The following is a 24,469-nucleotide window of genomic DNA, read 5'->3' on the forward strand; positions in this document are numbered from 1 at the left end:
CTCACCCCGTCAGCGGTATGTTGCCGCCGCCGCCCCAGAACAGGTACGACAGCAGCAGGTTGAGCAGCACGATCGTGACGATCGACTGGCGGATGGCACGGCCCGCCGCCACCCCCACGCCCACCGGCCCGCCCGTGGCGTGGTAGCCGTGGTAGCAGTGGATCACGATGACCGCGAAGGCGAACACGCCGACCTTGGCGACGCTGAACAGGATGTCGCTGACCGGCAGGTACAGATAGAAGTAGTAGTCGTAGACGCCGGGCGCGAGCCCGAACAACGCCGTGCACATGAGCCGGGTGGCGAAGAAGCTGGCGAACAACGCGATCAGATAGATCGGCACGAGCGCCAGCAACGCCGCCACCACGCGGGTGCAGATGAGATAGGTGAAGGCGTTGATGCCCATCACCTCCAGCGCGTCGATCTCCTCCGAGATCCGCATCGCGCCGAGCTCGGCCGTGAACGACGAGCCGACCTGCGCCGCGAGCGCCGTCGCCGCGATGATGGGGGTGATCTCGCGGACGTTCGCGAAGCTGCCGACCAGCCCCATGAACGACTCCGCGCCGATGGCCTGCAGCCCCTGGTAGCCCTGCAGGCCGACGGTCGCGCCCACGACGAACGCCATGGTGAACACCACGAACACCATGCCGCCGCCGATGACGGTCGCCCCGACCCCCACCACGACGTCGCTGACCTGCCGGATGACGACCTTGACGTAACGCAGCCGCAGGACGACGTCGCGCACGCAGTAGAAGAGCACCTTCCCCACGAACAGCGGCCAGTCCGCCAGCCCGGCGAACCGTTCGGCGAGATCCCGCCCCCGGTGGGCGAGCCGCAGACCCGCGGTCCGCGACACCATCACAGGGACCTCGGGGGATAGGCGAGGAAGTACACCGCCGAGATCACGTAGTTGAACGCGAACACCAGCATGAACGTGACCACGGTCGCCTGGTTGACCGCCCGCCCCACGCCGACCGGGCTGGTCGCGCAGGTCATGCCCTTGTAGCAGGCGACGGCGGCGGCGATGAAGCCGAAGATCCACGCCTTGAACAGCGTGACGTACAGGTCGGAGGAGACCACCAGGGACAGCGCCCCGTCGAAGTACGCGCCGGGCGTGACGCCCTGCACCACCACGTTGAAGAAGTAGCCGCCGCTCGCGCCCGCCAGGATGACCAGCGGGCACAGGCACACCGCGATCGTGCTGGCCGCCCACATGCGCGGCGTGACCAGGCGGTGGATCGGGTTGACGGACATGACCTCCATGGCCGACAGCTCGTCGCGGATGTGCCGGGCGCCGATGTCGGAGGTCATGGCGCTGCCGCCGGCCCCGGCGATCAGCAGCGCGCTGGCCAGCGGCGCCACCTCGCGGATGAGGCCGACGAACACCGCGCTCCCGGTGGCCGAGCCGGCGCCGAGCTGCCAGGCCAGCTCGCCCACCTGGAGGGCCACGGTCGCGCCGAGCGGCAGGGAGACCAGCAGCACCGGGACGCTGGTGACGCGGGCGAGGAACCAGCACTGGTCGACGAACTCCCACCACCAGCTCTTGACGTCCCAGCTGCGCCGCAGGCCCTCCAGGGCGATGACGAACAGATCGCCGACCTGCCCGAGCATCGAGCGGGCCTTGCGCCCCACGAATCCGGGCACGGCCATGCGCTGACCACCTCCGCCGCCTACGGATCAGCCACCCTACTGACGGGTTGTCCAGTAGTCGACGCTTCGTTCAGAATTTGCGGGAAAGCGATGAGGCGCCGGCCGTGCCTTGTCAGCCCCGGCGGAAACGTGGCCGCTTCGTTACGCCAGGCCGCTCATCCACGACTCGATCTCGTCGGGGTGGCGGGGGAGCGCGGCCGACATGAGCACGGCCCCGTCGGCAGTGATGGTGAGGTCGTCCTCGATGCGGATGCCCATGCCGCGCAGCTCCTCGGGCAGCGTCAGGTCGTCCGGCTGGAAGTACAGGCCCGGCTCGACGGTCAGCACGTGGCCCTCCTCCAGGACGCCGTCCAGGTAGACCTCGCTGCGGGCGCGGGCGCAGTCGTGCACGTCCAGGCCGAGCATGTGGCCGCTGCTGCACAGCGTGTAGCGGCGGTAGAGGCCGGTCTCCATCAGCTCGTCGGTCGAGCCCTTCAGCAGGCCCCAGTCGCGCAGCCCTTCGGTGATCACCCGCATGGCCGCGAGGTGGAACTCGCGGAACCGGGCGCCGGGACGCAGCGTGGCGATGGCCGCGCTCTGGGCCTCGTACACCAGCTCGTACGCCTGCCGCTGCGCCGGCGTGAAGCGCCCGGACAGGGGGAAGGTGCGGGTCACGTCGGCCGTGTAGAGGGTGTCGCTCTCGACGCCCGCGTCCAGCAGCAGCAGGTCGTTCCTGTCGAGCCGGCCGTCGTTGCGGATCCAGTGCAGCACGCAGGCGTGCGCGCCGGAGGCGACGATGCTCTCGTAGCCGATCGCGTTGCCCTCGAGGCGGGCCCGCAGCCCGAACACGCCCTCCAGGTAACGCTCGCCACGCGGGTGGGCCAGCGCCTGGGGCAGGGCCCGCACGACGTCCTCGAAGCCGCGCGCGGTCGCGTCCACGGCGTGCTGCAGCTCGCCGAGCTCCCACTCGTCCTTGACCAGCCGCATCTCCGACAGGAACGTCTCCAGCTCGGCGTCGCCGCCGCCGCGCGGCGCGCGGGCGTCCACCGACGGGTCCACGCCGCGCAGCACCCGGGCCGGCCGGTCGAGGTCGCGGCCGAGGTCGAGGTCGCGGATGTGCGCGCACTCCACCTGGTAGAGCTCGGCGGCCTCGGCCAGGTCGGGGCGGCGGCCGGCCCAGAACTCGCCGTAGCGGCGGTCGCGGTAGAACTCCTGGCCCTCGGCGCGCGGTGAGCGGGGACGCAGGTAGAGCACGCTCTCGCCGGACGGCTCGATCACCAGCACGTCGTCGGGCTCGCCGGCGCCGGTCAGGTACGCGTACGCGCTGTGCGGACGGAACCGGAAGTCGGCGTCGTTGCTGCGCACCTTGAGCGTGCCCGCGGGGATCACCAGCCGCTCGCCGGGGAAGCGGGAGGCGAGCGCGGCGCGGCGCTTGGCCGCCCAGGGCGCGATCGGCAGCGCCGTCACGTCGGTGCGCCGGGTGTCCGCCCAGCCCGTCCGCATGAAGGCGGCAAGTTCGTCGGTGACGGGCAGGTCATGGCTTCCGATGTTCAGCGGCTCGGTCATCTCACTGTGTCCCTGGTCAAGTGATGAATCGGTACAGGTAATGGAGCGGGTCCGGCAAGCAGCCTACGGGACGGGTTGACGGGCTCCCCACCGGCTTGTTTGCCTTGGGGCAGGAGAAGGAACACCGAGGCAGAGGTGATGCCACATGCTCATCGGGACGATCCTGCGCGTCAAAGGCAGCCGGGTGACGACCGTGCCGCCGACGGCGTCCGTCCGGGCGCTGCTCGCGCAGCTCGCCGCGCACAACATCGGAGCGGTGGTGGTCTCCACCGACGGCTTCACCATCGAGGGCATCGCCTCCGAGCGCGACGTGGTCCGCCATCTGAACGAGCGCGGCGCGGGCGTGCTGGAGGAGCCGGTCTCCGCCATCATGACCACCGACGTGCAGACCGTCGGGCCCGGTGAGAACGTCGAGGCGCTGCGGCAGATCATGACCGAGCAGCGCTTCCGTCACATGCCGGTCGTCGAGAACGGCCGCCTGGCGGGCATCGTCAGCATCGGCGACGTGGTCAAGAGCGCCATCGAGGAGCTGGAGACGGAGAAGGCGTCGCTCGTCGACTACCTGCACCGTTGACAGGGATGGGACGCTGGGACCCGTGACGTACGGGCCGCCGCCTCCCCCCGGATACTTACCCGACTACCCGCGCGCGACCAGCAGCCCGCCGATCATCCTGCTGGTGTCGGGGCTCGCCGCGCTGCTGGGCTTCCTGCTGGGCGTCTTCGTGGGCTTCGGCGCGGCCGGCACCGACGGCGACGCGGACGCCGAGCCCGAGCCGGCCGTGACGGTGACCGTCGAGGGCACCGATCCCCCCTCCACCTCTGAGACCCCCGCCGCCGACCCGCTCGCCACCCAGCCCACCGAACCCACCACCGGGTCGACCACTGGGCCCACCACCGGGTCGACCACCCCTGGGCCTGGGGTCGTGCCGAGCGGCGGCGCGTCCGCCGGGACCGGCGTGAACCCCGCCTCCCTCCGCACCCTCGTCGTCGGCACGGACATCCAGCCCGGCACCTACCGCACCACCGGCCCGACGTCCGGCTTCTCCATGTGCTTCTGGGCCAGGATGCGCAGCACCGCCGCAAGCCTCGACGACGTCATCACCTCGGGCATGCCGACCGGCCCCGCCACCGTCACCATCGAGCCGACCGACAAGGCGTTCTCGACCGGCGGCTGCGCGGAATGGACCCGCGCATGATTATTTGGTGCGCCAAACTCTGGACAAAAGAGCAAGAACGCGCAATTCTATCGGCAACCAGGAGGGAGGCACGGTCGAGCGTGCTGGCGTGACGTCCTACGGTTATGGGCCACGCCACTCCGGCGCCCCCGGCACGGGCGCGGATCGGAGAGTGCGGAACAGCGCGCAGCGCCACTTGTCCCGAACCGTACGTTCGCGAGGAGTGACATGCGCCCCTCCCCATCCGACCCATCTGCTCTGGCACCCGCGTTCGACCTGCTGGTCATCGGCGACGCCAACCCCGACGTGGTGCTCTCCGGCGCGCCCAGGCGGCTCGCCTACGGCCAGCGCGAGCAACTCGTCTCCGGCGGCGACCTCGTGCTCGGCGGCTCCGGGGCGATCACCGCGTGCGGGGCCGCCCGCCTCGGCCTGCGGGTGGCGTTCGCGGGACGGGTAGGGGACGACGCCGCCGGGCGGTTCGTCCTGGATGCCCTGTCCGCGCGCGGCGTCGACGTCACGCACTGCGTCGTCGGCCCCACGCCGACGGCCATGACCGTGGTGCTCGCCGACGGCCACGACCGGGCGATCCTCACCTCGCCCGGCTGCCTGCCCGACCTGACCGCGGACGACGTGCCGCGCGGCCTCGCCCGCCACGTGCACGTGTCCTCCTATTTCCTGCAACCGGCGCTGGCGGCCGGTCTGCCCGGCCTCCTGGCGGAGGAGCGCGCGAGCGGCGCGAGCACGTCGCTCGACACCAACGACGACCCCGCGGGCACGTGGGACGGCCTGGCCGGCGTGCTCCCGGAGGTGGACGTCTTCCTCCCCAACGCCGCCGAGGCCGTCGCGATCGCCGCCCGCCTCGCCACCCCGCACCCGCACCCGCCGTCCGCCGAGCAGCCCCCGTCCGTCGAGGAGGCCGCCGCCCGGCTGGGCGCGCTCGGCCCGCTCGTCGCCGTCAAGGACGGTGCCGAGGGCGCGCTCGCCTGGGAGGCGGGCCGGACCGTCCGCGTCCCCGCCGTCCCCATGGAGCCGGTGGACACCGTGGGAGCCGGTGACAGCTTCAACGCGGGCCTCGTCGCCGCCCGGCTGCGCGGGCTTGACCTGCGCGAATGCCTGCGCGTGGCGGTGACCTGCGGATCCCTCTCGACCCGGGCCGCCGGCGGCACCGCCGCCCAGCCCACCTGGAAGGAACTGTGAAAATCGCCTTCATCGGCGCCGGCAGCGTCGAGTTCACCCAGGGCCTCCTGGCCGACCTGGTCGTCCTCCCCGGACTCGGGGAGTTCGAGGTGGCACTGCACGACATCCACCCCGAACGCCTGGAGACCGCCGAGGCCGCCGCCCGGGTCATCGCCGCCGGCCGCCCCGTCACGATCTCCTCCAGCCTCGACCTGCGCCGCGCGCTGGAGGGCGCCGACTTCGCGATCAACATGATCCAGGTCGGCATGATCGACGCCACCCGCGTCGACTTCGAGCTGCCGGCCCGCTACGGGCTGCGCCAGACGATCGCCGACACCATCGGCGTGGGCGGGATCTTCCGCGCGCTGCGGACGTTCCCCGCCCTGGACCTCATCGGCCGGACCATGGCCGAGGTCTGCCCGGACGCCTGGCTGCTCAACTACACCAACCCCATGGCCATGAACGTCTGGTACCTGGCCGCCGCCACGCCCGTCCGCAACGTGGTCGGGCTCTGTCATTCGATCTACTGGACCGCCCACGACCTGTCCGAGCTCGTCGGGGTGCCGTACGAGGAGGTGTCGTACCTGGCGGCAGGGGTCAACCACCAGTCGTGGATGCTGCGTTTCGAGCACCGCGGCGAGAGCCTCTACCCCCGCCTGGACGAGGCCGTCGCGCGCGACCCCGAGCTGGCCCGCCGGGTGCGCGTGGACATGTACCGCAGGCTCGGCTTCTACCCGACGGAGACCAGCGAGCACTCCTCCGAGTACGTCCCCTGGTACCTGCACCACGAGGACGAGATCGAGCGCCTGCGCATCCCCGTGGACGCCTACCTCGCCATCAGCGAGGAGAACGTCCGCCAGTACGAGGCCACCCGCGACGCGCTCCGCGCGGGCCGGCCGATCACCGTGGAGGGCACGATGGAATACGCCCCGCAGATCATCCACAGCATCGTCACCGGCGCGCCCCGCGTCGTCTACGGCAACGTCCCCAACACCGGCCTGATCGGCAACCTGCCGTCCGGCGCCGTGGTCGAGGTGCCGTGCACCGTGGACGCGCTCGGCGTCCGCCCGATGGCCGTCGGCGACCTGCCGCCGCAGTGCGCCGCGCTCAACCGCGCCTACGTCAACGTCAACGAGCTGACCGTGCGGGCCGCCGTCGAGGGCCGCCGCGACCACGTGCGGCACGCCATGATGGCCGACCCCAACACCGCCGCCTCCCTCACCGCCGGCCAGATCGACGCGCTCTGCGACGACCTGCTCGCCGCCCACGCCGGCCTCCTGCCGGAGTCCCTGCGATGAGGGCGCGCGCGGGCGCGGCCGTCCTCGTGCTCGCCGCCGGGCTGCTGACGGCCTGCGGCGGGGGCGGCGCCGGGCAGGAGAGCGGCCCCATCGAGATCACCTGGTGGCACGGCCAGGTCGAGAGCCAGGCCAAGGTCATCGAGGAGCTGGCCGCCGAGTACGGCAAGGCCCACCCGGACGTCAAGATCGTCCCGGCGGTCGGCACCACCAACGTGGACGAGATGCTGCAGAAGGTGCAGGCGGTCCTGGCCGGCGGCAAGGCGCCCGACATCGTCTACATGTACGGCACGTGGTCGCCTGTCCTCGCCAAGACCCCCAAGGTCCACGACCTGACCGCCACCGTGAAGGCGCCCGGCTTCGGCTGGGACGACTTCTGGCCGTCCGAGCGGGCCGTCTCCGAGGTGGACGGCAAGGTCGTCGGCATCCCCGCCATCGTGGACAACCTCGCCGTCATCTACAACAAGAAGCTGTTCGACGCGGCCGGCGTGGCGTACCCCGAGAAGGACTGGACCTGGGACGACTTCCGCGCCGCGGCGAAGAAGCTGACCGGCGGCGGCGTCTACGGCACCGCCTACCCCGTCACCGGCAACGAGGACACCGTCTGGCGCTTCTGGCCGCACCTGTGGCAGCAGGGCGGCGAGATCCTCAGCCCCGACGGCAGGAAGTCCGCCTTCAACACCCCGCAGGCCGTCGCGGCGCTCGACCTGTGGAGCGCCATGGCCCGCCAGGACAAGTCGGTCTACCTCGACCAGAACGGCGAGAAGTTCCTGCCGCTGTTCCAGAGCGGTAAGGTCGGCATGGTCATCGCGGGACCGTGGGCGCTGTTCGACATCATCGACCACAAGGTCGACTACGGGGTCCAGATCCTTCCCGGCACGAACGGTGACCACCAGACCATCGCCGGGCCGGACAACTGGGTCGTCTTCGACAACGGCGCGCGCCGGACCAAGGCCGCCACCGACTTCCTCACCTGGCTCACCCGCCCCGAGCAGGACGCCCGGTGGACGCTCGCCCTCGGCAACCTGCCGGTGCGCAAGGCCACCACGGAGCTGCCCGCGTACCGGAAGTTCACCGAGGACTTCCCCGGCATCGACGTCTTCACCGCCAACCTCGACAACGCCGAGAAGGCGCGGCCGCAGCTCGCGTCGTACCCGGAGTTCTCCGAGAAGGTCGGCAACGCCATCGCGCAGGCCCTGGTCGGCGGCACGCCCGCGCAGGAGGCCCTCGCCAAGGCCGCCACCGAAGGGGACCGGGTGCTGGAGCGCTCGCGATGACCCCGGCGATGACCGTCGTCACGGCGGAGGTGGCAGCCCACCGGGCGGCGCGGCGCGCCCGGTGGCTGCCCCACCTCACCGGGTGGGGTTTCGTCCTGCCCGCCACGCTCGTGATCGTCGGGCTCAGCCTCTTCCCCGCCGTGTGGGCGCTGCTGCTGTCGCTCCAGGACGGCGACCTGCTCACCGGCGGCTCCTACGTGGGCCTGCGCAACTACGCCGACCTGATGGGGGACGCCGAGCTGGCCGCGGCCACCGGGCACACCCTCCTCTACACCGTCCTGTTCGTGCCCGGCTCGGTCGCGCTCGGGCTCGTGCTGGCGCTCGCGCTCAACCTGCGCATCCGCCTCATCGGCTTCTACCGCACCTGCTTCTTCGTCCCGTACGTCGTCTCGGCCGCCGCCACCGGCATCCTCGCCAACTTCGTCTTCGACCCCGACTTCGGCATCGTCAACGCCGCGCTCAAGGCCGTCGGCCTGCCCGCGATGGGCTTCCTCCAGGACCCCGACCAGGCGATGCTCACGCTGGTCCTCATCTCCGTCTGGGGCGGCGTCGGCATGCCGGCCGTCGTCTACCTCGCCGCGCTCCAGGACATCCCGCGCGAGCTGGTCGAAGCCGCCCGCGTGGACGGCGGCAGCGGCCGGCACGTGCTGCGCCACGTCATCCTGCCGCAGCTCAGGCCCGCCACCGTCTTCCTGGTCATCTGGCAGACGATCACCGCGCTGCAGCTGTTCGACCTCGTCTACACCACCACCAAGGGCCAGCCGCTCGACTCCACGACCACCGTCGTGTTCTACCTCTACCGGCAGGCGTTCCAGCTCTTCCACTCCGGCTACGGCACCGCCATCGCCTACGTCCTGTTCCTCGTCACGCTCGCCGTGTCGGGCGCCGTCCTGTGGAGGAGCGCGCGATGAAGCACCTCAAGCCCCGGCACCTGGCCCACCTCGTGCTCATGCCGGCCGCGCTGCTGTTCGTGGCGCCGCTGGTGTGGATGGTGCTGACCGCGTTCATGCCGGACACCGACATCAACAGCTACCCGCCCAAGCTGTGGCCCGAGCACCCCACCCTGGCCGGCTTCGAACGCATCCTCACCGAGGACGACTACCCGCGCTGGCTGGTCAACACGGTGATCGTGGCCGTCGCGGCCGTGCTCGGGCACGTCGTGCTGTGCTCGCTGGCCGGCTACGGCTTCGCCCGGCTGCGCTTCCGTGGCCGCGGGGTCGCCTTCGCCGCGCTCATGGCCACCATCATGGTGCCCACGCAGGTGCTGATGATCCCGACGTTCCTGCTGTTCAAGAACCTCGGCCTCATCGACACCCTCGGCGCGGCCATCGTGCCCTGGCTGGCCTCGGCGTTCGGCGTCTTCCTCATGCGGCAGTTCTTCCTGTCGCTGCCGCGCGAGCTGGAGGAGGCCGCCACCATCGACGGGTGCGGCCGGGTCGGCGTGTTCGTCCGCGTGGTGCTGCCGCTCGCCCGGCCCGCGCTGGCCACGCTCGTCGTCTTCACGCTGCTCGGCTCGTGGAACGACCTCATCTGGCCGCTCATCGCCATCTCCTCCGAGGAGCACTACACCCTGCAACTCGGCCTGGCCACCTTCGCCGGCGCCCGGCACACCGAGTGGTCGGCGCTCATGGCGGGGAACGTGGTCGCCGTGCTGCCGCTCGTGGCCGCGTTCGTCCTGGCCCAGCGGCACTTCGTGGCCACGATGAGCTTCAGCGGGCTGAAGGGCTGAGCCCCCGCGGGTTCCGGGTCCGGGGTGTTTGCGGCGGTGCGGCGGGCGTAGGAGGATGCGCTCAGCCACATCGAGGAGGATGACATGTCGGTCTTGAAAAGCTTCATGGACAGCGTGCGCAACGGCGCCATCGAGGTGATCGACCTCACCGCGCCGCTCTCGGCCGAGACGCCGATCCTCCAGCTCCCCGAGCCGTTCGGCAACACGATCCCGTTCCGGCTGGAGGAGATCAGCCGCTACGACGACCGCGGCCCCGCCTGGTATTGGAATAATTTTCATACCGGCGAGCACACTGGGACGCACTTCGACGCGCCCATCCACTGGGCCACCGGCCGCGACGGCGAGGACGTCTCCCAGGTGCCCGCCGCCCGGCTGGTCGCCCCAGCCGTCGTGCTCGACATGGCCGACGAAGCCGCCAAGGACCCCGACTTCCTCCTCCAGATCGACCACGTCAAGGAATGGGAACGCGCCAACGGGCCGCTTCCCGAGGGCGGCTGGCTGCTCTACCGCACCGGCTGGGACGCCCGCGCGAGCGACCAGGCCGCCTTCCACAACGCCGACGAGACCGGCTCCCACACGCCCGGCATCTCCGCCGAGTGCGCCGCCTGGCTGGCCGCCGAGACCCCGATCCTCGGCCTCGGCGTCGAGACCGTCGGCACCGACGCCGGCGCCGCCCACTCCTTCGACCCGCCCTTCCCCTGCCACGCCTTCCTCCTCGGCGCCGGCAAGTACGGCCTCACCCAGCTCCGCAACCTCGACCGCCTGCCGGTGACCGGCGCCGTGGTGGTCGCCCCGCCGCTGCCCATCCTCGGCGGCTCCGGCAGCCCCGTCCGCGTCCTCGCCCTGGTCGAACGGTGAACGTCGCCGAGGCGGTCGGCCGCGCCCTCGCCGCGTGCGGCGTCGAGGCCGTCTTCGGCGTGGTCGGCAGCGGCAACTTCCACGTCACCAACGCGCTGGTCGCGGCGGGGGCGCGGTTCGTCGCGGCCCGCCACGAGGGCGGCGCGGCGACCATGGCCGACGCCTACGCGCGGATGAGCGGGCGGGCCGGCGTCCTGTCCGTGCACCAGGGGCCCGGCCTCACCAACGCCGTGACCGGCATCGCCGAGGCGGCCAAGAGCCGCACGCCGCTCGTCGTCCTCGCCGGCGAGGCCACCGACCGCCGCTCCAACTTCCACATCGACCAGGACGCGCTGGTGGCGGCCGTCGGCGCGGTGGCGATGCGGGTCACGTCGGGGGAGGAGGCGTGGGGGCGGGCGGAGGAGGCGTACCGGATCGCGGTCGAGCAGCGCCGCACGGTCCTGCTGAGCCTGCCCCTCGACGTCCAGTCCCAGCCCTGCCCCGCCACCCCTGGATCCGGCCCGGCCTCGCGACGGGCCGGAGCCGAGTCGGCGACGGGATCCGGCCCGGCCTCGGGGCGGGCCGGCGGAGCCGAGTCAGCGGCGGGGTCCGGCCCGGCCTCGCGGTGGGCCGCCGGGTCCGAGTCGGCGGCGGGGTCCGCAGCCGGCGGAGCCGGGGCGGCCGCGCCGGTCGCCGCCGGCTGGCCCGCTCCAGACGGAGGCGAGGGGGATCTGCCGCTCGCGGCCGAGATGGACGCGCTCGCCCGCGTGCTGGCCGGGGCGTCGCGCCCGGTGTTCATCGCCGGGCGGGGCGCCCGGCACGCGCGGCGCGAGCTGGAGGCGCTCGCCGACCGGACGGGCGCCCTCCTCGCCACCTCGGCCGTCGCCCGCGGCCTGTTCCGGGGCAGCCCGTGGGACCTGGACGTGTCCGGCGGCTTCGCCACCCCGCTGGCCGCCGAGCTGATCGCGGGAGCAGACCTCGTCGTCGGCTGGGGCTGCGCGCTCAACATGTGGACCACCCGGCACGGCTCCCTCGTCCCCGCCGACGGCCAGGTCGTCCAGGTGGACCTCGACCCCGCCGCGATCGGCGTCCACGTGCCCGTCGACCTGGGCGTCACGGGCGACGCGGCCGTCGTGGCCACGGCGCTGACCGGCCTCGTCCCGGCCGCGGCGGGCTACCGCTCGGCCGCCGTCGAGGGCCGGATCCGGGCCGAGGGCCGATGGCGGGCGGTCCCGTACGAGGACCAGGGCGACGGCGGCCGCATCGACCCCCGCACGCTCACCATCGGCCTGGACGACCTCCTCCCCGCCGAGCGCGTCGTCGCCGTCGACAGCGGCAACTTCATGGGCTACCCGTCGATGTTCCTCGACGTCCCCGACGAGAACGGGTTCTGCTTCACCCAGGCGTTCCAGTCGATCGGACTCGGCCTGGCCACCGCGATCGGCGCGGCCGTGGCCCGCCCCGACCGGCTGCCGGTGGCCGCGCTCGGCGACGGCGGCGCGCTCATGGGCGCCGCCGAGCTGGAGACCGTCGTCCGGCTGGGCCTGCCGATGGTGGTCGTGGTCTACGACGACGAGGCGTACGGCGCCGAGGTCCACCACTTCGGCCCGCACGGGCACCCGCTGGACACCGTCACCTTCCCGCCCGCCGACCTGGCCGCCATCGCCCGCGGGTACGGCTTCGCCGCCGTGACCGTCACGCGGGAGGCCGATCTGGGCGGTGTGGCGGAGTGGCTCAAGGGGCCGCGCGACCGGCCGCTGCTCGTCCACGCCAAGGTGACCCGCGACCGGGGGTCGTGGTGGCTGGAGGAGGCCTTCAAGGGCCACTGACCCAGCCACCGCTCCTCGCCGCCGGGGGTGTCGTCACAGTTTGCGGACGGTGCGGGCCTCGTCGGCGGCGGCCAGGACGTCGGACAGCGGCATGCCGGTGCCCGCCATCACCGCCGCCGCGACCGCGCCCTCCACGAACGGCACGTCCGCCACCACGATCCGGCCCGGCTCCTCCAGCAGCCGGGCGGTCAGCACCGAGCTGCCGAGGTCGGGCACGAGCAGCACGCCGTCGCCCTGGTCCACCTCGCGTACGGCGGCCTCGACGAGGTCCAGGCTGGTGCCGAGCCCGCCGTCCTCGGTGCCTCCGGCCGCCGCCACGGGCACCTCCTCGCCGGCGATGCCGCGTACCAGGGCCACGACCTCGCGCGCCAGCCCCGCGCTGTGCGACACCACCACCACGCCCACCATCACGCCGTCCCCGCGGCCACCGTGGCCAGGGCCGCCATGAACAGCGCGGACGACGCCGCCCCCGGGTCCTCGTGCCCGACGCTGCGCTCGCCGAGGTAGCTGGCCCGGCCCTTGCGCGCCTGCAGCGGGATCGTGCCCGCCGCGCCCTCGGCGGCGGCCCGCGCCGCCAGCTCGAACGCCTCCGGGCTCCCCACGCCGTCCCGCAGCGCCAGTGCCAGCGCCCGCGAGGCGGGGACCAGCGCGTCCACCATCGTCTTGTCGCCGAGCGCGGCCTTGCCGAGGCGTTCCAGCGCCACCACGCCCTCCTCGAACGCCGCCGCGAACCCCGCCAGCGTCACCGGCTCCGCGATGCTGCGTCCCATCTGCCGGAACACCGAGCCGTACAGCGGGCCCGAAGCGCCGCCCACCTTCCTGATCAGCGTCGCCCCGGCCACGGAGAGCACCTGCCCCGGCGACTCGGGCGGCGCGCCGGCGAGGGCCTGGACGACCTCGGTGAGCCCGCGGTCGAGGTTCGTGCCGTGGTCGGCGTCGCCGATGGCGGCGTCCAGCCCGGTCAGCCGGTCGCGGTCGCGCCGGACCAGCCCGGCCGCCTCCTCGAACCACGCCACGAAGAACCCCGCGTCCATCGGCCTGCCGCCCGCCTCGCCGGTGCCCGCGTCCCGCGCGCTCGTGCCGCCGGCGCCCGCGTTGCCCTCGCCCTCGCCGTTGCCGTCGCCGTTGCCCGGAGTGGACATCAGCGCCCCCAGCGCAGCGCCGGCGTCTCGACCGGGGCGTCCCACAGGCGGGTCAGCGTGTCGTCGAGCCGGCAGACCGTGACGGAAAACCCCTGCATATCCAGACTTGTCACGTAATTGCCGACCAGCGACCGCGCCACCCGCGCCCCCTTCCCCTTGACGAACGACTCCACCTCGGCGAACACCACGTACAGCTCCATCAGCGGCGTCCCGCCCATGCCGTTCACCATGACCAGCAGGTCGCCGCTCAGCGGCAGATCCCCGTGGACCGCCTCCATCGCCACCCCGGCCAGCTCGCGCGCCGACACCATGGGCGCACGGGCCCGCCCCGGCTCGCCGTGGATGCCGATGCCCAGCTCCACCTGGTCGTCCGGCAGGTCGAAGGTCGGCTTGCCGGCGTGCGGCGTCGTACACGAGGTGAGCGCGATGCCGAACGAGCGGCTGCGCTCGTCCACCTCGCGCGCCACCGCCGCCACCTCGGCCAGCGGCGCGCCCTCCTCCGCCAGCGCCCCGGCGATCTTCTCCACGAACAGCGTGGCGCCGGTGCCCCGGCGGCCGGCCGTGTAGAGGGAGTCCTGTACGGCGACGTCGTCGTCCACCAGGACGCTCGCCACCTCGACGTCCTCGGTCAGCTCGGCGGCCATCTCGAAGTTGAGCACGTCGCCGGTGTAGTTCTTGACGATGTGCAGCACGCCCGCGCCGCCGTCCACGGCCTTCGTGGCGTCGATGATCTGGTCGGGGACCGGTGAGGTGAAGACCTCGCCGGGGCAGGCCGCGTCGAGCATGCCGTACCCGACGAACCCGGCGTGCAGCGGCTCGTGCCCCGAGCCGCCGCCCGAGACCAGGCCGACCTTGCCCTGGCGCGGCCCCTCGGCGCGGTAGACCACCTGGTCACGCACCCGCAGCGACGGATGGGCCGCGGCCATGCCGTTGAGCGCGTCCGCGACGACGGAGTTCGCCGAGTTGATGAGCTTTTTCATCCGATCTCCCACTGTCGGCACGTGAGGCGAGCCTACAAGGGCCGCCTCCGCCCGACCCCCGAGCGGATCGTCGGATCTGCCCCGTTCCCAGCGAGGCGCGGGCGTCGTAGCGTGGACGGGGTGGATGTCAGCTACAACCCCTATGACCCGTCGATCAACGACGATCCGTACCCCGTCTACGCCCGTTTACGCCGCGAGGCCCCGCTCTACCACAACCCGGAGCTCGGCTTCTGGGCCCTTTCGCGGCACGCCGACGTCGCGCCCGCGCTCGTGGACAGCGCGCGCTACTCCAGTGACCACGGCCCCATGATCGACCCCGGGGCCTGGACGCCGCAGGCGCGGGCGTACCTGTCGTTCGTGGCCATGGACCCGCCCGACCACACCCGGATGCGGGCCGTCGTGTCCCGGGCGTTCACGCCCCGCCGGATCGCCGCGCTCGAACCCATGATCCGCGAGATCGCCCGCGCCTACATCGAGGAGGGGCTGGCGAAGGGCACGTTCGACTTCGCCGCCGACCTCGCCGCGAAGCTGCCGCTCGACGTGATCTCCGAGCTGATGGGCGTGCCGTCGTCGCGGCGGCACAAGGTACGGCGCACCGAGAGCGTCCTGCTCAAGAACGACCTCGCCACCTCCCTGACCGAATCGGGGCTCCGCAGCCTGCTGACCCTCGGCGACTACTACGCCTCCATCGTCGCCCAGCGCCGCGCCGAGCCGCGCGACGACCTCGTCTCCGCGCTCGTCGCCGACGGCGACCTCACCGACGAGGAGATCGTCGCGTTCCTGTTCCTGCTGATCGGGGCGGGCTCGGAGACCACGACCCACCTGCTCTGCGCGGCCTGGTACTGGGCCTGGCGCAACCCCGGGCAGCGCGACATCGCCTTCGACGGCGGCGTGCCGCAGTGGGTGGAGGAGTCGCTGCGCTACGACACGCCGGCGCACGTGACCGCCCGCCGTCTCACCGGACCCACCGAGCTGCACGGCGTGCTCGTGCCGCCCGACGCCAAGATGTGGCTGCTCATCGGCTCGGCCAACCGCGACGAGGAAATTTTCCCCGACCCCGACGTCTACGACCTCGGCCGTGACACCTCCCGCGCCATCAGCTTCGGCGTCGGCCGCCACTACTGCCTCGGGGCCGCCCTCGCCCGCCTGGAGGGGCGGATCGCGCTGGAGGAGCTCACCAAGGCGGTCGCACGCGACTACCAGATCCACGAGGAGGGCATCGAACGGACCACGCACGGCAACGTCCGGGGCATGGTCAGTCTCCCGACGACCGTCCGACCTGCCTGATCCGGCTGCTACCTTCTGGACATGGCTGAGATCGTGTACCCGCCGGTGATCGCCGCCGCGCGGACCTTCTTTCGCGCGCTCGACATCCGCTTCCACCTGGAGGGGACCGAGAACGTGCCGCGGAGCGGCGGAGCGGTGCTGGTGAGCAACCACATCAGCTACCTGGACTTCATCTTCGCCGGCTGGGCCGCGCACCCGGCCCGGCGGCTGGTGCGCTTCATGGCCAAACAGGACGTCTTCGAGCACCGGATCTCCGGGCCGCTCATGCGCGGCATGCACCACATCCCGGTCGACCGGGGGGCGGGGGCGGGCTCGTACGCGACCGCGCTGCGCATGCTCAAGGCCGGCGAGGTGGTCGGCGTGTTCGCCGAGGCCACGATCAGCCGCTCGTTCACGGTCAAGGAGATCAAGAACGGCGCCATCCGCATGGCCCAGGCGACGAACGTGCCGGTCATCCCGGTGGCCCTCTGGGGCAGCCAGCGCTTCTGGACCAAGGGCCGTCCCCGCAAACTGCTCCAGCGCCACATCCCGCTGACCATCCTCGTGGGGGAGCCGATGTACCCCAAGCGCGGCGAGGACGTCAACAAGCACACGCTCGACCTGCACGAGCGCATCTCGACGCTGGTGGACCGGGCGCAGCGGACGTACCCGGAGATCACGCCGGGCGTGTGGTGGCAACCCGCCCACCTGGGCGGCACCGCCCCGACCCCGGAAGAGGCCGCCGCCCTGGACGCCGCCGAAGCCGCCGCCCGCGCGCAGAAGGACTGACCGACGCCACGCCCGCGCCGCCCAGCGGCACGGGGGCAGCAAGCCGGCAAGCCGGTGGGGCGGTGGGCAGGGCACGCGCTCGCCGGCTCCATCCCGTCGGGGGCGAGTCGTGCCCGCCAGCACCATCCCGCCGAAGGGTGAGGCACGCCCGCCAGCTCCAAGTCGTGGGTGGGTGAGGCGCGCCCGCCGACTCCACACACCGCCCGAGGGCGAGGCGTGCCTACTGGCACTATCCCTCTGGTGGATGAGGCGCGCCCGCCAACTCCATGTCGTTGGTGTGAGGCGCCCCCTGACTCCACACCGCCCGGTGACGAGGCGCGTCCCCTGACTCCACACCGCCCGGTGGCGAGGCGCGTCCCCTGACTCCACACCGCCCGGTGGCGAGGCGGGCTCGCCGGCTCCACAACGTTGGTGGGCGAGGCGTGCCCCGCCACCTTCATGTCGTCAGTGGGCGAGGCGCGCCCGCCACTCCCATGCCGGGGCCGTACGAAGCGCACACCGCCAGCGGCATCCTGTCGGCACGTGAGGTCCACCCGCCGACTCTCCACTCCGTCGGCGGGTGCGTCAGGTGGTGCCGGCGGTCAGATGGCCGCCTGGTAGGCGCTGGCGCGCATGCCCGCCAGGAGCCCCGCCGTCTGTTCGGGGGTGAACCGGCGTACGGGGTCGTGGTGCAGCAGCCCTTCGAGCAGGGGACGCATCACGCCGGCGCGGCGCGGCGGCGGGTAGGGCCCGCTGCGTGCCATGCCGAGGACCGTGGCCGCGTCCTGCCCCGGGTAAGGAGGCTGCCCCTCGACCGCGCTGTAGAGCGTGGCGCCGAAGGACCACATGTCGGCCTCCTTGCTGGCCGGGCCGCCGTGCAGGCGCTCGGGCGCCATGAAGGCGGGTGTGCCGCGCAGCCGCCGCGACGTCGTCATGCGGATGTCGCCCTCGGCCGTGGCGATGCCGAAGTCGGTCAGCACCACCCGGTCGCCGGTCAGCATGACGTTCGCGGGCTTCACGTCGCGGTGCAGCACCCCGGCCTGGTGCGCGGTGCGCAGCGCGGCGAGCAGGTGTTGCCCGATGGCCGCGACCGACTGCGCCGGGAGCGTGCCGACCTGCGACAGCAGCTGGTGCAAGGAGAGCCCGTCGAGGTACTCCATCACGATCCAGAGCTTGCCGCCCTCCTCCATGAGGTCGTGGACCGTGACGATGTTGGGATGCGTCAGCCCAGCAGCCATCCTGGCCTCACGCAGCACCCGGCGGCGTACCATCTCGACCTCACCGGCCAAGGTCAGCTCCTTGAGCGCCACCGTTCGGTGGAGGAGCTGATCGAACGCACGCCAGACGACTCCCATACCCCCACGACCGGCCTCCTCGTGCAGGAGGTACCGTCCGCCGATCTTCCGCATACCATCCCCTCAGACTCGGGGATAATCATGTCACTTCAACACAGTCCATAGGGTGCCTACAGTGATCTGGTTATGTCAGGAAGTGCGGCGTCGCTGGTCAAGGGCCTAGAAATTCGATCCCGCAGGGCGTGCCGCACCAGTCCGACACCGAGCAGACACACGCCGATCGACCCCAGCAGGACGGCCGGGAGCCCCGCGAACTCCGCCACGACGCCTCCGAGAGCCGCCCCCAGCGGCATGCCGCCCATGCCGATGAGCCGGTAGGCGGAGTTGACCCGGCCGAGCAACTCCGGCGGGATCAGCCGCTGCCGGGTGGAGATCACCAGCACGTTCGCGGCGCCTCCCAAGACGCCCCAGAGCACGGCGGTCGGGTAGAGCGCCCATGGGGACGGCGCGACGACCGGCACCAGGAGCAGCACGCTGCTGGCCAGCCAGCAGGCCGTCAGCGCGCGGAACTCCCCGAAGGCTCCGGCGATGCGCTCGGCCAGCAGCGAGCCGAGCACCGCGCCGGCGGCGAGGGCCGTCATCATCAGGCCGTATCCCTCCGGCGGCAGGCCGATCGCCGAGCCGTCGCCCACCGCCCACAGGACGAAGACGGCGAAGTAGGCGGAGTTGGCGAGATTGAGCAGGCCCGCGGTGATCGCCAGGCTGCGCAGCACCCGATGGGCCAGCAGGTAGCGCAGCGCCTCGCCGATCTCCCGCAGCAGCGGCCCCGACACCGACCTCCCGTCCGCCTGCGTGGTGTTCCTGGCCGGACGGTACGTGCCCCGCATGCCGAGCAGGAGCGCCGCCGCGGCGGCGTACAGCAGGGCCGGGGCGCCGAAGACGGCGGCGGGCAGCAGGCCGACCAGGAGCCCGGCCACGGGCGCGCCGGCGAACTCGTTGCCGATCTGCTGGGCGCTGAACACCCGGCCGTTGGCCCGCGTGAGCTGGGAGGCGGGCACCGTCATCGGCAGGACGGACTGCGCCGAGGTGTCGGCGAAGACCTCGGCCACCCCGGCCGCCAGCACGGCCGCGAGCAGCACCCACAGATCGAGCGCCCCTGACGCCGCCAGCACCGCCGCGACCGCCAGCGCCACGGCCCTGACGGCCCCCGCCGTCGCCATGATGCGGCGGCGGTCGGCGCGGTCGGCGATCGCGCCGGCGGGCAGCGCGAGCAGCAGCCAGGGCAGGGTGGCCGCCGCGCCCACGAGGGAGACCAGGGTGGGGGAGCGGGTCATCGACACGGCCAGCAGCGGCGCGCCGGTCTTGAGCACGCCGTCGGCGAGGTTGGACAGCGCGGTGGAGGACCACAGGAAGGCGAAGGACCGCCCGAGGCCATGGCCGGTCATGGCTCACTCCAGTAGGGTGGGAAGCGTACAGGGAAAAGTGTGCACAGGTTTCTTTGCAAAGATAGGCTTGCACGTGACGAAGAGCAAGGGCTTTTCCGCTCATACGCTTGACGCGAACGCGCTGAAGTCGTTCGCGCACCCGCTGCGACTGCGCATCTACGAGCTGCTCGACGAGCGCGGCCCGGCGACCGCGACCGGCCTCGCCGTGCTGCTCGGGGAGAACACCGGAGCGACGAGCTACCACCTCAGGGAGCTCGCCAGGCACGGCATGATCGAGGTCGCGGCCGGGATGGGGCGGGGCAAGGAGAAATACTGGCGGGTCGTGCCGGGCGGCTTCAGCTACGGCGACCCGCCGCCCGACGCCGAGGCGGCCAGCGCCCTGGAGGTCCTGCTGGACGACCTCGTACGCCAGCGGGGCGCCGAGCTGGCGAGATGGCGGCAGGGGGCGTCACGGGCGCCGGCGGAGTGGGTGGAGGCGAGCGGGTTCGGGCGGCGGTCGCTGCGGCTCACCGTGGAGGAGACCGCCGAGCTGCGCGATCAGGTGCTGGAGGTGCTGGAGCGATACCGGACGGTCTCGGACGGCAGGCAGGCCCAGCCGGCGGAGGGACGTGAGCCGCCGGCCGGGCACGTGGTGATCCACTTCGACGTGCTGCCGCTGGGCGCCGTTCCCGAGGACGATCCGGCCTGAGCCGCCCCGAACGCGGGGAGGCTCAGACGATGAGCTGGAGGGCGCGGTCGGCGAGGCCCGCCGGCGCCGTACGCGGCGAGCCCGCGTCGAACGGCGGCCGCGGGTCGTACTCGATGGCGAGCTGCACCGTCTGCGCCGTCTCCTCGTCCGTGGCCCGCGCCAGCAGCGTCAGCGCCATGTCGATGCCCGCCGACACCCCGGCCGCCGTCACCACCTTGCCCTGGACGACCGTACGCTCGCTCGCCGGCTCCGCGCCGTACTCCCGCAGCAGCTCCAGCGCCGCCCAGTGGGTGGTGGCCCGCAGGCCGTCGAGCAGGCCGGCCGCGCCGAGCAGCAGGGAGCCGCTGCACACGGACGTCGTCCAGCTCGTACGCCCGTGCGCCCGCCGGATCCAGCCGAGCAGGGCCTCGTCGGCGAGCGCGTCGAAGGTGCCGGGGCCGCCGGGCACCACGATCACGTCGGGATCGGGCACGTCGTCGTAGGAGGCGGTGGCGGCGAGGCTGAGCGAGCCCCGGTCGTCGGTCACCGGGCCCGGCTCGGCCGCGACGAACGTCACCCGCCAGCCGGGCGCGAAGGCGAGCACCGTGTACGGCCCGACCGCGTCCAGCGCCGTGAACCGGGGGTAGAGAGGGATGGCCACATGCATCGTCAACGCTCCTTAGGTGGTGAGAACCGGCGGCGGTGGTCGCCGGGCGAGACCCGCCAGTGGCGGCGGAAGACGCGGTAGAGCGTCTCGGCCGTCCCGAGCCCGCACCGCCTGGCCACCGTCTCCAGCGGATGGTCGGTGGTCTCCAGGAGCCGCCTGGCGGCGTCGGCGCGGCTGCGCTCGACGTACCGGCCGGGGGAGAGCCCGGTCTGGCGGGTGAAGACGCGCGAGAAGTGCCGCTCGCTCATGCCCGCCCGCGCGGCGAGCGCGGGCACGCTGAGGTCGGCGCGGGGGTGGGCGTCGATGTACGCCTGCAGCTCACGCAGCGGCTCGCTGCGCGGTGTCAGCGCCGCCATCGGCAGGCTGAACTGGCTCTGCCCGCCGGGCCTGTGCAGGTAGACGACGAGCCCACGGGCGACCCGCCCGGCCGTCTCGTGCCCGAGGTCCCTGGCCACGAGCGCCAGCGCGAGATCGACCCCGGACAGCACCCCGGCCGAGGTCCACACGCGGCCGTCCTCGATGTAGAGCGGGTCGGCGTCCACCTCGACGTCCGGGTAACGCTCGCGCAGCTCGCCGGCGCTCAGCCAGTGGGTGGTGGCCCGGCGGCGCTCCAGCAGGCCGGCCTCGGCCAGCAGGAACGCCCCGTTGCACACCGACGCGGTACGCCGCGCCGCCCCGGCCAGCGCCGCGATGCCGCCGACCAGCCCGGCGTCCGCCAGGTGCCGCGGCACCGACAGGCCGCCCGCCACCATCAGCGTGTCGATCGGCCCCTCGACCTCGTCCAGGGCGCCCGCCGCGACCGTGACGCCGTTGCCCGCGGGCACGAGACCGGCGCGCGGCGCGACCACCTCGACCCGGTAGGAGCCGGGCACGACCAGCTCGGCCGTGCCGAACACGTCGGCGGGCCCGGCCAGGTCGAGGAGCTGGAAGCCGGGGAAGACGACGACCACGATCCTCCGCTGCATGCCTTTCATGCTGGTCGCGGCGGCGGCGTGGCGTCAACGACACGACCGTTGCACATTACGCCACGAGCCCCCGGGGAACACCCCGGGGGCTCGGTGACGCGGAACGGTCAGGGACTCAGCCCATGTGCGGGTAACGGTGGTCCGTGGGCGGGACGAACAGCTCCTTGATCGTGCGGGCGTTCACCCAGCGGATCAGGTTGAAGATCGACCCGGCCTTGTCGTTGGTGCCGGAGGCCCGCGCGCCGCCGAACGGCTGCTGCCCCACGACCGCGCCCGTCGGCTTGTCGTTGACGTAGAAGTTGCCCGCCGCGAAGCGCAGCCGCTCCGAGGCCGAGGCGATGGCGTACCGGTCCTGCGCGATGATCGAGCCGGTCAGCGCGTACGGCGCCACGCCCTCCATCTGGTCGAGCACCCGGTCGAAGTCGCCGTCGTCGTAGACGTGCACGCCGAGGATCGGCCCGAAGTACTCCTTGACGAAGATCTCGTCCGTCGGGTCGGCGCACTCCAGCACCGTCGGCCGGACGAACCAGCCCGTGCTGTCGTCGTAGGAGCCGGTGAGCAGGTCGATGTCCGCGGACTCGCGGGCCCGGTCGATCGCCGCCTTGTGCTTGGCGAAGGCCCGCCCGTCGATGACCGCCCCCATGAACGTCGACAGGTCGCCGGTCACGTCCCCGACGGTCAGCGACTCGGCCGTGGCGACGAAGTCGTCACGCATCCGGTTCCAGATCGAGCGCGGCACGTACGCCCGCGACGCCGCCGAGCACTTCTGCCCCTGGTACTCGAACGCGCCCCTGATCAGCGCCGTGGACAGCACGGCCGGGTCGGCGGACGGATGGGCGAGCACGAAGTCCTTGCCGCCGGTCTCGCCGACCAGACGCGGGTAGGCGTGGTAGGAGGCGATGTTCTGGCCCACGGTGGCCCACAGGTGCTGGAACGTCGCGGTGGAGCCGGTGAAGTGGACGCCCGCGAGCGCCGGGTGGGTGAGCGCGGCCTCGGAGACGCCCTGGCCGTTGCCGGTGACCATGTTGATGACGCCGGGAGGCAGCCCGGCCGCCTCCAGCAGCCGCATCGTGAAGTGCGCGGCGAACTGCTGCGTCGGCGACGGCTTCCAGACCACGACGTTGCCCATCAGCGCGGCCGAGGCCGGCAGGTTGCCGGCGATGGCCGTGAAGTTGAACGGCGTGATCGCCAGCACGAACCCCTCAAGGGGCCGGTACTCCATCCGGTTCCACACGCCGGGCGAGGAGATCGGCTGGTCGGCGTAGAGCTGCCGGGCGTAGGACACGTTGAAGCGCAGGAAGTCGATCAGCTCGCAGGCCGAGTCGATCTCCGCCTGCTGCACCGACTTCGACTGGCCGAGCATCGTGGCGGCGTTCAGCGTGGCCCGCCACGGCCCGGAGAGCAGGTCGGCGGCCTTGAGGAAGATCGCCGCCCGCTCGTCGAACGACAGCGCCCGCCAGGCGGGGGCCGCCTGGAGCGCGTTGTCGATCGCGTCCCGCACGTCCTGGGCCGTAGCGTCGTTGGTACGGCCCAGGACGGAGGCATGGTTGTGCGGCTGCACCACGTCGATGGGCGCGCCGCCGCCGAGCCGCTGCTCGCCGCCGATGGTCATGGTGAGGTCGAGCGAGGTCCCGGAGAGCTCCTTGATGCGGTCCTCCAGCGCGGCCCGCTCGGCGCTGCCCGGCGCGTAGCCGTGGATCGGCTCGTTCACGGGCGCGGGGACGTTGCTGATGGCATCCATTTACTACTTACCCCCAAGGGCGCGAAGGAAGAAGGCGACGTTGGCCGGGCGCTCCGCCAGGCGGCGCATGAAGTAGCCGTACCAGTCGTCGCCGTACGGGACGTAGACGCGGACCGTGTGTCCGGCGCCCGCCAGGGACTCCTGCCGGTCGGTCCGGATTCCGTAGAGCATCTGGAACTCGTGGTCGCCGATCGAGCGCCCGAAACGGTCGGCGAGCAGCTCCGTGATCGCGATCAGGCGGTCGTCGTGCGTCGCCACCATGGGGTAACCCTTCCCCGCCATGAGGATCCGCAGGCATCGCACGTACGCCTTGTCGACCTCGGCCTTGCCCTGGTGGGCGACCGAGGCGGGCTCGCGGTAGGCGCCCTTCACCAGCCGGACGCGGGAGCCCTCGGCGGACAGCTCGCGGCAGTCCGCCTCGCTGCGGAACAGGTACGCCTGGATGGCCACGCCCGTCTCCGGGTAGTCCTCGCGCAGCTTGCGCAGGATGCCGAGGGTGGAGTCGACGGTGGTGTGGTCCTCCATGTCGAGGGTCACGGTCGAGCCGTTGAGCGCGGCGGCCGCGCAGATCTCACGGGCGTGCTCCAGCGCCATGGCGTCGTCGAGCCGCTGCCCGACGGCCGACAGCTTGACCGACACCTCGCCGCGCGTGCCCAGCCCCAGCGGGCGCAGCGCCTCCAGCAGCGTGATGTACGCGCCGGCGGTGGCCTTGGCGGCGCCCGCGTCGAGCGTCTCCTCGCCGAGGTGGTCGATGGTCACGGCCAGGTTGGCGTCACGGAGGCGTTCGACGGCGACGCGGGCCTCCTCGACGCTCTCGCCCGCGACGAACCGCTCGACCACCTTGTTGGTGAGCGGGAAGCCTGACACGGAGCGGCGGACGAGGCCACTCCTGGAAGCGGCGAGCAACAGTTGACCGAGCATGTGTTCAAGTTTAGAAATTGCAGGTCAGAGGGGTCCATTGACGGGCGTAACGCCTCATGTGGCAGGCTGTCATACAAATGTATGACGCGGCAGACCTACAAG

General features: G+C 72.4%; 24 protein-coding genes. 12 read left to right on the forward strand and 12 right to left on the reverse strand.

What is annotated here, in order from left to right; genetic code table 11:
- Window position 1: 1 nt before the first annotated feature.
- The 3 genes from ABD292_RS04320 to ABD292_RS04330 all read right to left on the reverse strand — a co-directional run bounded on the left by ABD292_RS04320 (window position 2) and on the right by ABD292_RS04330 (window position 3,192).
- On the reverse strand, window positions 2-856 hold the full coding sequence (locus tag ABD292_RS04320; RefSeq protein ID WP_344205385.1) for an ABC transporter permease: 855 nt from the start codon (window positions 854-856) through the stop codon (window positions 2-4).
- Complete coding sequence (locus tag ABD292_RS04325) at window positions 856-1,647, reverse strand: MlaE family ABC transporter permease (RefSeq protein ID WP_371252116.1); 792 nt, start codon at window positions 1,645-1,647, stop codon at window positions 856-858. Before ABD292_RS04325 ends, ABD292_RS04320 begins: the two co-directional genes overlap by 1 nt.
- Window positions 1,648-1,788: 141 nt before the next feature.
- Entirely contained in the window at window positions 1,789-3,192 is a 1,404-nt protein-coding gene (locus ABD292_RS04330; protein WP_344205386.1) for an aminopeptidase P family protein, read from the reverse strand.
- A gap of 145 nt (window positions 3,193-3,337) precedes the next feature.
- On the opposite strand from ABD292_RS04330, the gene ABD292_RS04335 reads away from it, so the two are divergent.
- The 9 genes from ABD292_RS04335 to ABD292_RS04375 all read left to right on the forward strand — a co-directional run bounded on the left by ABD292_RS04335 (window position 3,338) and on the right by ABD292_RS04375 (window position 12,510).
- On the forward strand, window positions 3,338-3,766 hold the full coding sequence (locus ABD292_RS04335) for a CBS domain-containing protein (RefSeq protein WP_344205388.1): 429 nt from the start codon (window positions 3,338-3,340) through the stop codon (window positions 3,764-3,766).
- Between the two features lie 22 nt (window positions 3,767-3,788).
- Window positions 3,789-4,388, forward strand: a complete 600-nt coding sequence (locus ABD292_RS04340; RefSeq protein WP_344205389.1) for an Rv1352/Rv1906c domain-containing protein — start codon at window positions 3,789-3,791, stop codon at window positions 4,386-4,388.
- A 207-nt stretch (window positions 4,389-4,595) separates the two neighbouring features.
- Window positions 4,596-5,564: a carbohydrate kinase family protein gene (locus ABD292_RS04345; RefSeq protein ID WP_344205390.1), complete on the forward strand. Its 969-nt coding sequence runs from the start codon at window positions 4,596-4,598 to the stop codon at window positions 5,562-5,564.
- Window positions 5,561-6,841 carry an alpha-glucosidase/alpha-galactosidase gene (gene melA, locus ABD292_RS04350; protein WP_344205391.1) on the forward strand — a complete coding sequence of 427 codons (1,281 nt, stop codon included), beginning with the start codon at window positions 5,561-5,563 and terminating at the stop codon, window positions 6,839-6,841. Before ABD292_RS04345 ends, melA begins: the two co-directional genes overlap by 4 nt.
- On the forward strand, window positions 6,838-8,115 hold the full coding sequence (locus ABD292_RS04355) for an ABC transporter substrate-binding protein (protein WP_344205393.1): 1,278 nt from the start codon (window positions 6,838-6,840) through the stop codon (window positions 8,113-8,115). Before melA ends, ABD292_RS04355 begins: the two co-directional genes overlap by 4 nt.
- The gene (locus ABD292_RS04360) at window positions 8,112-9,026 is read left to right on the forward strand and encodes a carbohydrate ABC transporter permease (protein WP_344205394.1); all 915 of its coding nucleotides are present in this window, start codon (window positions 8,112-8,114) and stop codon (window positions 9,024-9,026) included. Before ABD292_RS04355 ends, ABD292_RS04360 begins: the two co-directional genes overlap by 4 nt.
- Window positions 9,023-9,844, forward strand: coding sequence for a carbohydrate ABC transporter permease (locus tag ABD292_RS04365; RefSeq protein WP_344205396.1), 822 nt, complete (start codon window positions 9,023-9,025; stop codon window positions 9,842-9,844). The genes ABD292_RS04360 and ABD292_RS04365 overlap by 4 nt, the downstream gene beginning before the upstream one ends.
- A gap of 84 nt (window positions 9,845-9,928) precedes the next feature.
- Window positions 9,929-10,702 carry a cyclase family protein gene (locus ABD292_RS04370; protein WP_344205398.1) on the forward strand — a complete coding sequence of 258 codons (774 nt, stop codon included), beginning with the start codon at window positions 9,929-9,931 and terminating at the stop codon, window positions 10,700-10,702.
- Window positions 10,699-12,510: a thiamine pyrophosphate-binding protein gene (locus ABD292_RS04375; protein ID WP_344205399.1), complete on the forward strand. Its 1,812-nt coding sequence runs from the start codon at window positions 10,699-10,701 to the stop codon at window positions 12,508-12,510. The genes ABD292_RS04370 and ABD292_RS04375 overlap by 4 nt, the downstream gene beginning before the upstream one ends.
- A gap of 33 nt (window positions 12,511-12,543) precedes the next feature.
- Here ABD292_RS04375 and dhaM read toward each other — a convergent pair whose 3' ends face one another.
- Genes dhaM through dhaK form a run of 3 tightly spaced genes read right to left on the reverse strand, consistent with a single transcriptional unit; the run spans window position 12,544 to window position 14,632 of the window.
- Window positions 12,544-12,918 carry a dihydroxyacetone kinase phosphoryl donor subunit DhaM gene (gene dhaM / locus ABD292_RS04380; RefSeq protein ID WP_344205401.1) on the reverse strand — a complete coding sequence of 125 codons (375 nt, stop codon included), beginning with the start codon at window positions 12,916-12,918 and terminating at the stop codon, window positions 12,544-12,546.
- On the reverse strand, window positions 12,918-13,652 hold the full coding sequence (gene dhaL, locus ABD292_RS04385; protein WP_344205403.1) for a dihydroxyacetone kinase subunit DhaL: 735 nt from the start codon (window positions 13,650-13,652) through the stop codon (window positions 12,918-12,920). The genes dhaM and dhaL overlap by 1 nt, the downstream gene beginning before the upstream one ends.
- A complete protein-coding gene (gene dhaK / locus ABD292_RS04390; RefSeq protein ID WP_344205404.1) occupies window positions 13,652-14,632 on the reverse strand; it encodes a dihydroxyacetone kinase subunit DhaK in 981 nt (326 codons plus the stop codon). Before dhaK ends, dhaL begins: the two co-directional genes overlap by 1 nt.
- Before the next feature lie 120 nt (window positions 14,633-14,752).
- Here dhaK and ABD292_RS04395 point away from each other — a divergent pair, with 120 nt between their 5' ends.
- Both ABD292_RS04395 and ABD292_RS04400 read left to right on the forward strand, forming a co-directional pair.
- The gene (locus ABD292_RS04395; protein ID WP_344205406.1) at window positions 14,753-15,919 is read left to right on the forward strand and encodes a cytochrome P450; all 1,167 of its coding nucleotides are present in this window, start codon (window positions 14,753-14,755) and stop codon (window positions 15,917-15,919) included.
- Between the two features lie 21 nt (window positions 15,920-15,940).
- Entirely contained in the window at window positions 15,941-16,687 is a 747-nt protein-coding gene (locus tag ABD292_RS04400; protein ID WP_344205408.1) for a lysophospholipid acyltransferase family protein, read from the forward strand.
- Window positions 16,688-17,268: 581 nt separating this feature from the next.
- On the opposite strand, the gene ABD292_RS04405 is transcribed toward ABD292_RS04400, so the two are convergent.
- Together ABD292_RS04405 and ABD292_RS04410 are read right to left on the reverse strand one after the other, a co-directional pair.
- Window positions 17,269-18,075, reverse strand: coding sequence for a serine/threonine-protein kinase (locus ABD292_RS04405; protein ID WP_329580026.1), 807 nt, complete (start codon window positions 18,073-18,075; stop codon window positions 17,269-17,271).
- A gap of 56 nt (window positions 18,076-18,131) precedes the next feature.
- Window positions 18,132-19,406, reverse strand: coding sequence for an MFS transporter (locus ABD292_RS04410; RefSeq protein WP_344205411.1), 1,275 nt, complete (start codon window positions 19,404-19,406; stop codon window positions 18,132-18,134).
- Window positions 19,407-19,479: 73 nt separating this feature from the next.
- Between ABD292_RS04410 and ABD292_RS04415 the strand changes: the two genes are divergently transcribed.
- Entirely contained in the window at window positions 19,480-20,094 is a 615-nt protein-coding gene (locus ABD292_RS04415) for an ArsR/SmtB family transcription factor (protein ID WP_344205412.1), read from the forward strand.
- Between the two features lie 22 nt (window positions 20,095-20,116).
- On the opposite strand, the gene ABD292_RS04420 is transcribed toward ABD292_RS04415, so the two are convergent.
- The 4 genes from ABD292_RS04420 to ABD292_RS04435 form a co-directional block, all read right to left on the reverse strand.
- Entirely contained in the window at window positions 20,117-20,740 is a 624-nt protein-coding gene (locus ABD292_RS04420; RefSeq protein ID WP_344205413.1) for a DJ-1/PfpI family protein, read from the reverse strand.
- 2 nt (window positions 20,741-20,742) lie between these two features.
- Window positions 20,743-21,705: a GlxA family transcriptional regulator gene (locus tag ABD292_RS04425; protein WP_344205414.1), complete on the reverse strand. Its 963-nt coding sequence runs from the start codon at window positions 21,703-21,705 to the stop codon at window positions 20,743-20,745.
- Window positions 21,706-21,820: 115 nt separating this feature from the next.
- Window positions 21,821-23,446 (reverse strand): L-glutamate gamma-semialdehyde dehydrogenase, encoded by a 1,626-nt coding sequence (gene pruA, locus ABD292_RS04430; RefSeq protein WP_344205416.1) that lies wholly within the window; start codon window positions 23,444-23,446, stop codon window positions 21,821-21,823.
- 3 nt (window positions 23,447-23,449) lie between these two features.
- Entirely contained in the window at window positions 23,450-24,367 is a 918-nt protein-coding gene (locus ABD292_RS04435) for a proline dehydrogenase family protein (RefSeq protein WP_344205418.1), read from the reverse strand.
- Window positions 24,368-24,469 lie beyond the last annotated feature (102 nt).

It is taken from the genome of Nonomuraea bangladeshensis, from assembly GCF_039529455.1.
In the GTDB taxonomy this organism is placed as follows: domain Bacteria; phylum Actinomycetota; class Actinomycetes; order Streptosporangiales; family Streptosporangiaceae; genus Nonomuraea; species Nonomuraea bangladeshensis.

What these genes read in the sequence shown, in the direction of transcription:
- ABD292_RS04335 (WP_344205388.1), top strand. Translation starts at nt 3,338, where the DNA reads ATGCTCATCGGGACGATCCTGCGCGTCAAAGGCAGCCGGGTGACGACC.
- ABD292_RS04320 (WP_344205385.1), bottom strand. Translation starts at nt 856, where the DNA reads ATGGTGTCGCGGACCGCGGGTCTGCGGCTCGCCCACCGGGGGCGGGAT.
- ABD292_RS04410 (WP_344205411.1), bottom strand. Translation starts at nt 19,406, where the DNA reads ATGACCGGCCATGGCCTCGGGCGGTCCTTCGCCTTCCTGTGGTCCTCC.
- dhaM (WP_344205401.1), bottom strand. Translation starts at nt 12,918, where the DNA reads ATGGTGGGCGTGGTGGTGGTGTCGCACAGCGCGGGGCTGGCGCGCGAG.
- ABD292_RS04330 (WP_344205386.1), bottom strand. Translation starts at nt 3,192, where the DNA reads ATGACCGAGCCGCTGAACATCGGAAGCCATGACCTGCCCGTCACCGAC.
- ABD292_RS04435 (WP_344205418.1), bottom strand. Translation starts at nt 24,367, where the DNA reads ATGCTCGGTCAACTGTTGCTCGCCGCTTCCAGGAGTGGCCTCGTCCGC.
- dhaL (WP_344205403.1), bottom strand. Translation starts at nt 13,652, where the DNA reads ATGTCCACTCCGGGCAACGGCGACGGCAACGGCGAGGGCGAGGGCAAC.
- pruA (WP_344205416.1), bottom strand. Translation starts at nt 23,446, where the DNA reads ATGGATGCCATCAGCAACGTCCCCGCGCCCGTGAACGAGCCGATCCAC.
- ABD292_RS04360 (WP_344205394.1), top strand. Translation starts at nt 8,112, where the DNA reads ATGACCCCGGCGATGACCGTCGTCACGGCGGAGGTGGCAGCCCACCGG.
- ABD292_RS04345 (WP_344205390.1), top strand. Translation starts at nt 4,596, where the DNA reads ATGCGCCCCTCCCCATCCGACCCATCTGCTCTGGCACCCGCGTTCGAC.
- ABD292_RS04425 (WP_344205414.1), bottom strand. Translation starts at nt 21,705, where the DNA reads ATGCAGCGGAGGATCGTGGTCGTCGTCTTCCCCGGCTTCCAGCTCCTC.
- ABD292_RS04365 (WP_344205396.1), top strand. Translation starts at nt 9,023, where the DNA reads ATGAAGCACCTCAAGCCCCGGCACCTGGCCCACCTCGTGCTCATGCCG.
- ABD292_RS04405 (WP_329580026.1), bottom strand. Translation starts at nt 18,075, where the DNA reads ATGCGGAAGATCGGCGGACGGTACCTCCTGCACGAGGAGGCCGGTCGT.
- ABD292_RS04355 (WP_344205393.1), top strand. Translation starts at nt 6,838, where the DNA reads ATGAGGGCGCGCGCGGGCGCGGCCGTCCTCGTGCTCGCCGCCGGGCTG.
- dhaK (WP_344205404.1), bottom strand. Translation starts at nt 14,632, where the DNA reads ATGAAAAAGCTCATCAACTCGGCGAACTCCGTCGTCGCGGACGCGCTC.
- ABD292_RS04325 (WP_371252116.1), bottom strand. Translation starts at nt 1,647, where the DNA reads ATGGCCGTGCCCGGATTCGTGGGGCGCAAGGCCCGCTCGATGCTCGGG.
- ABD292_RS04400 (WP_344205408.1), top strand. Translation starts at nt 15,941, where the DNA reads ATGGCTGAGATCGTGTACCCGCCGGTGATCGCCGCCGCGCGGACCTTC.
- ABD292_RS04420 (WP_344205413.1), bottom strand. Translation starts at nt 20,740, where the DNA reads ATGCATGTGGCCATCCCTCTCTACCCCCGGTTCACGGCGCTGGACGCG.
- ABD292_RS04370 (WP_344205398.1), top strand. Translation starts at nt 9,929, where the DNA reads ATGTCGGTCTTGAAAAGCTTCATGGACAGCGTGCGCAACGGCGCCATC.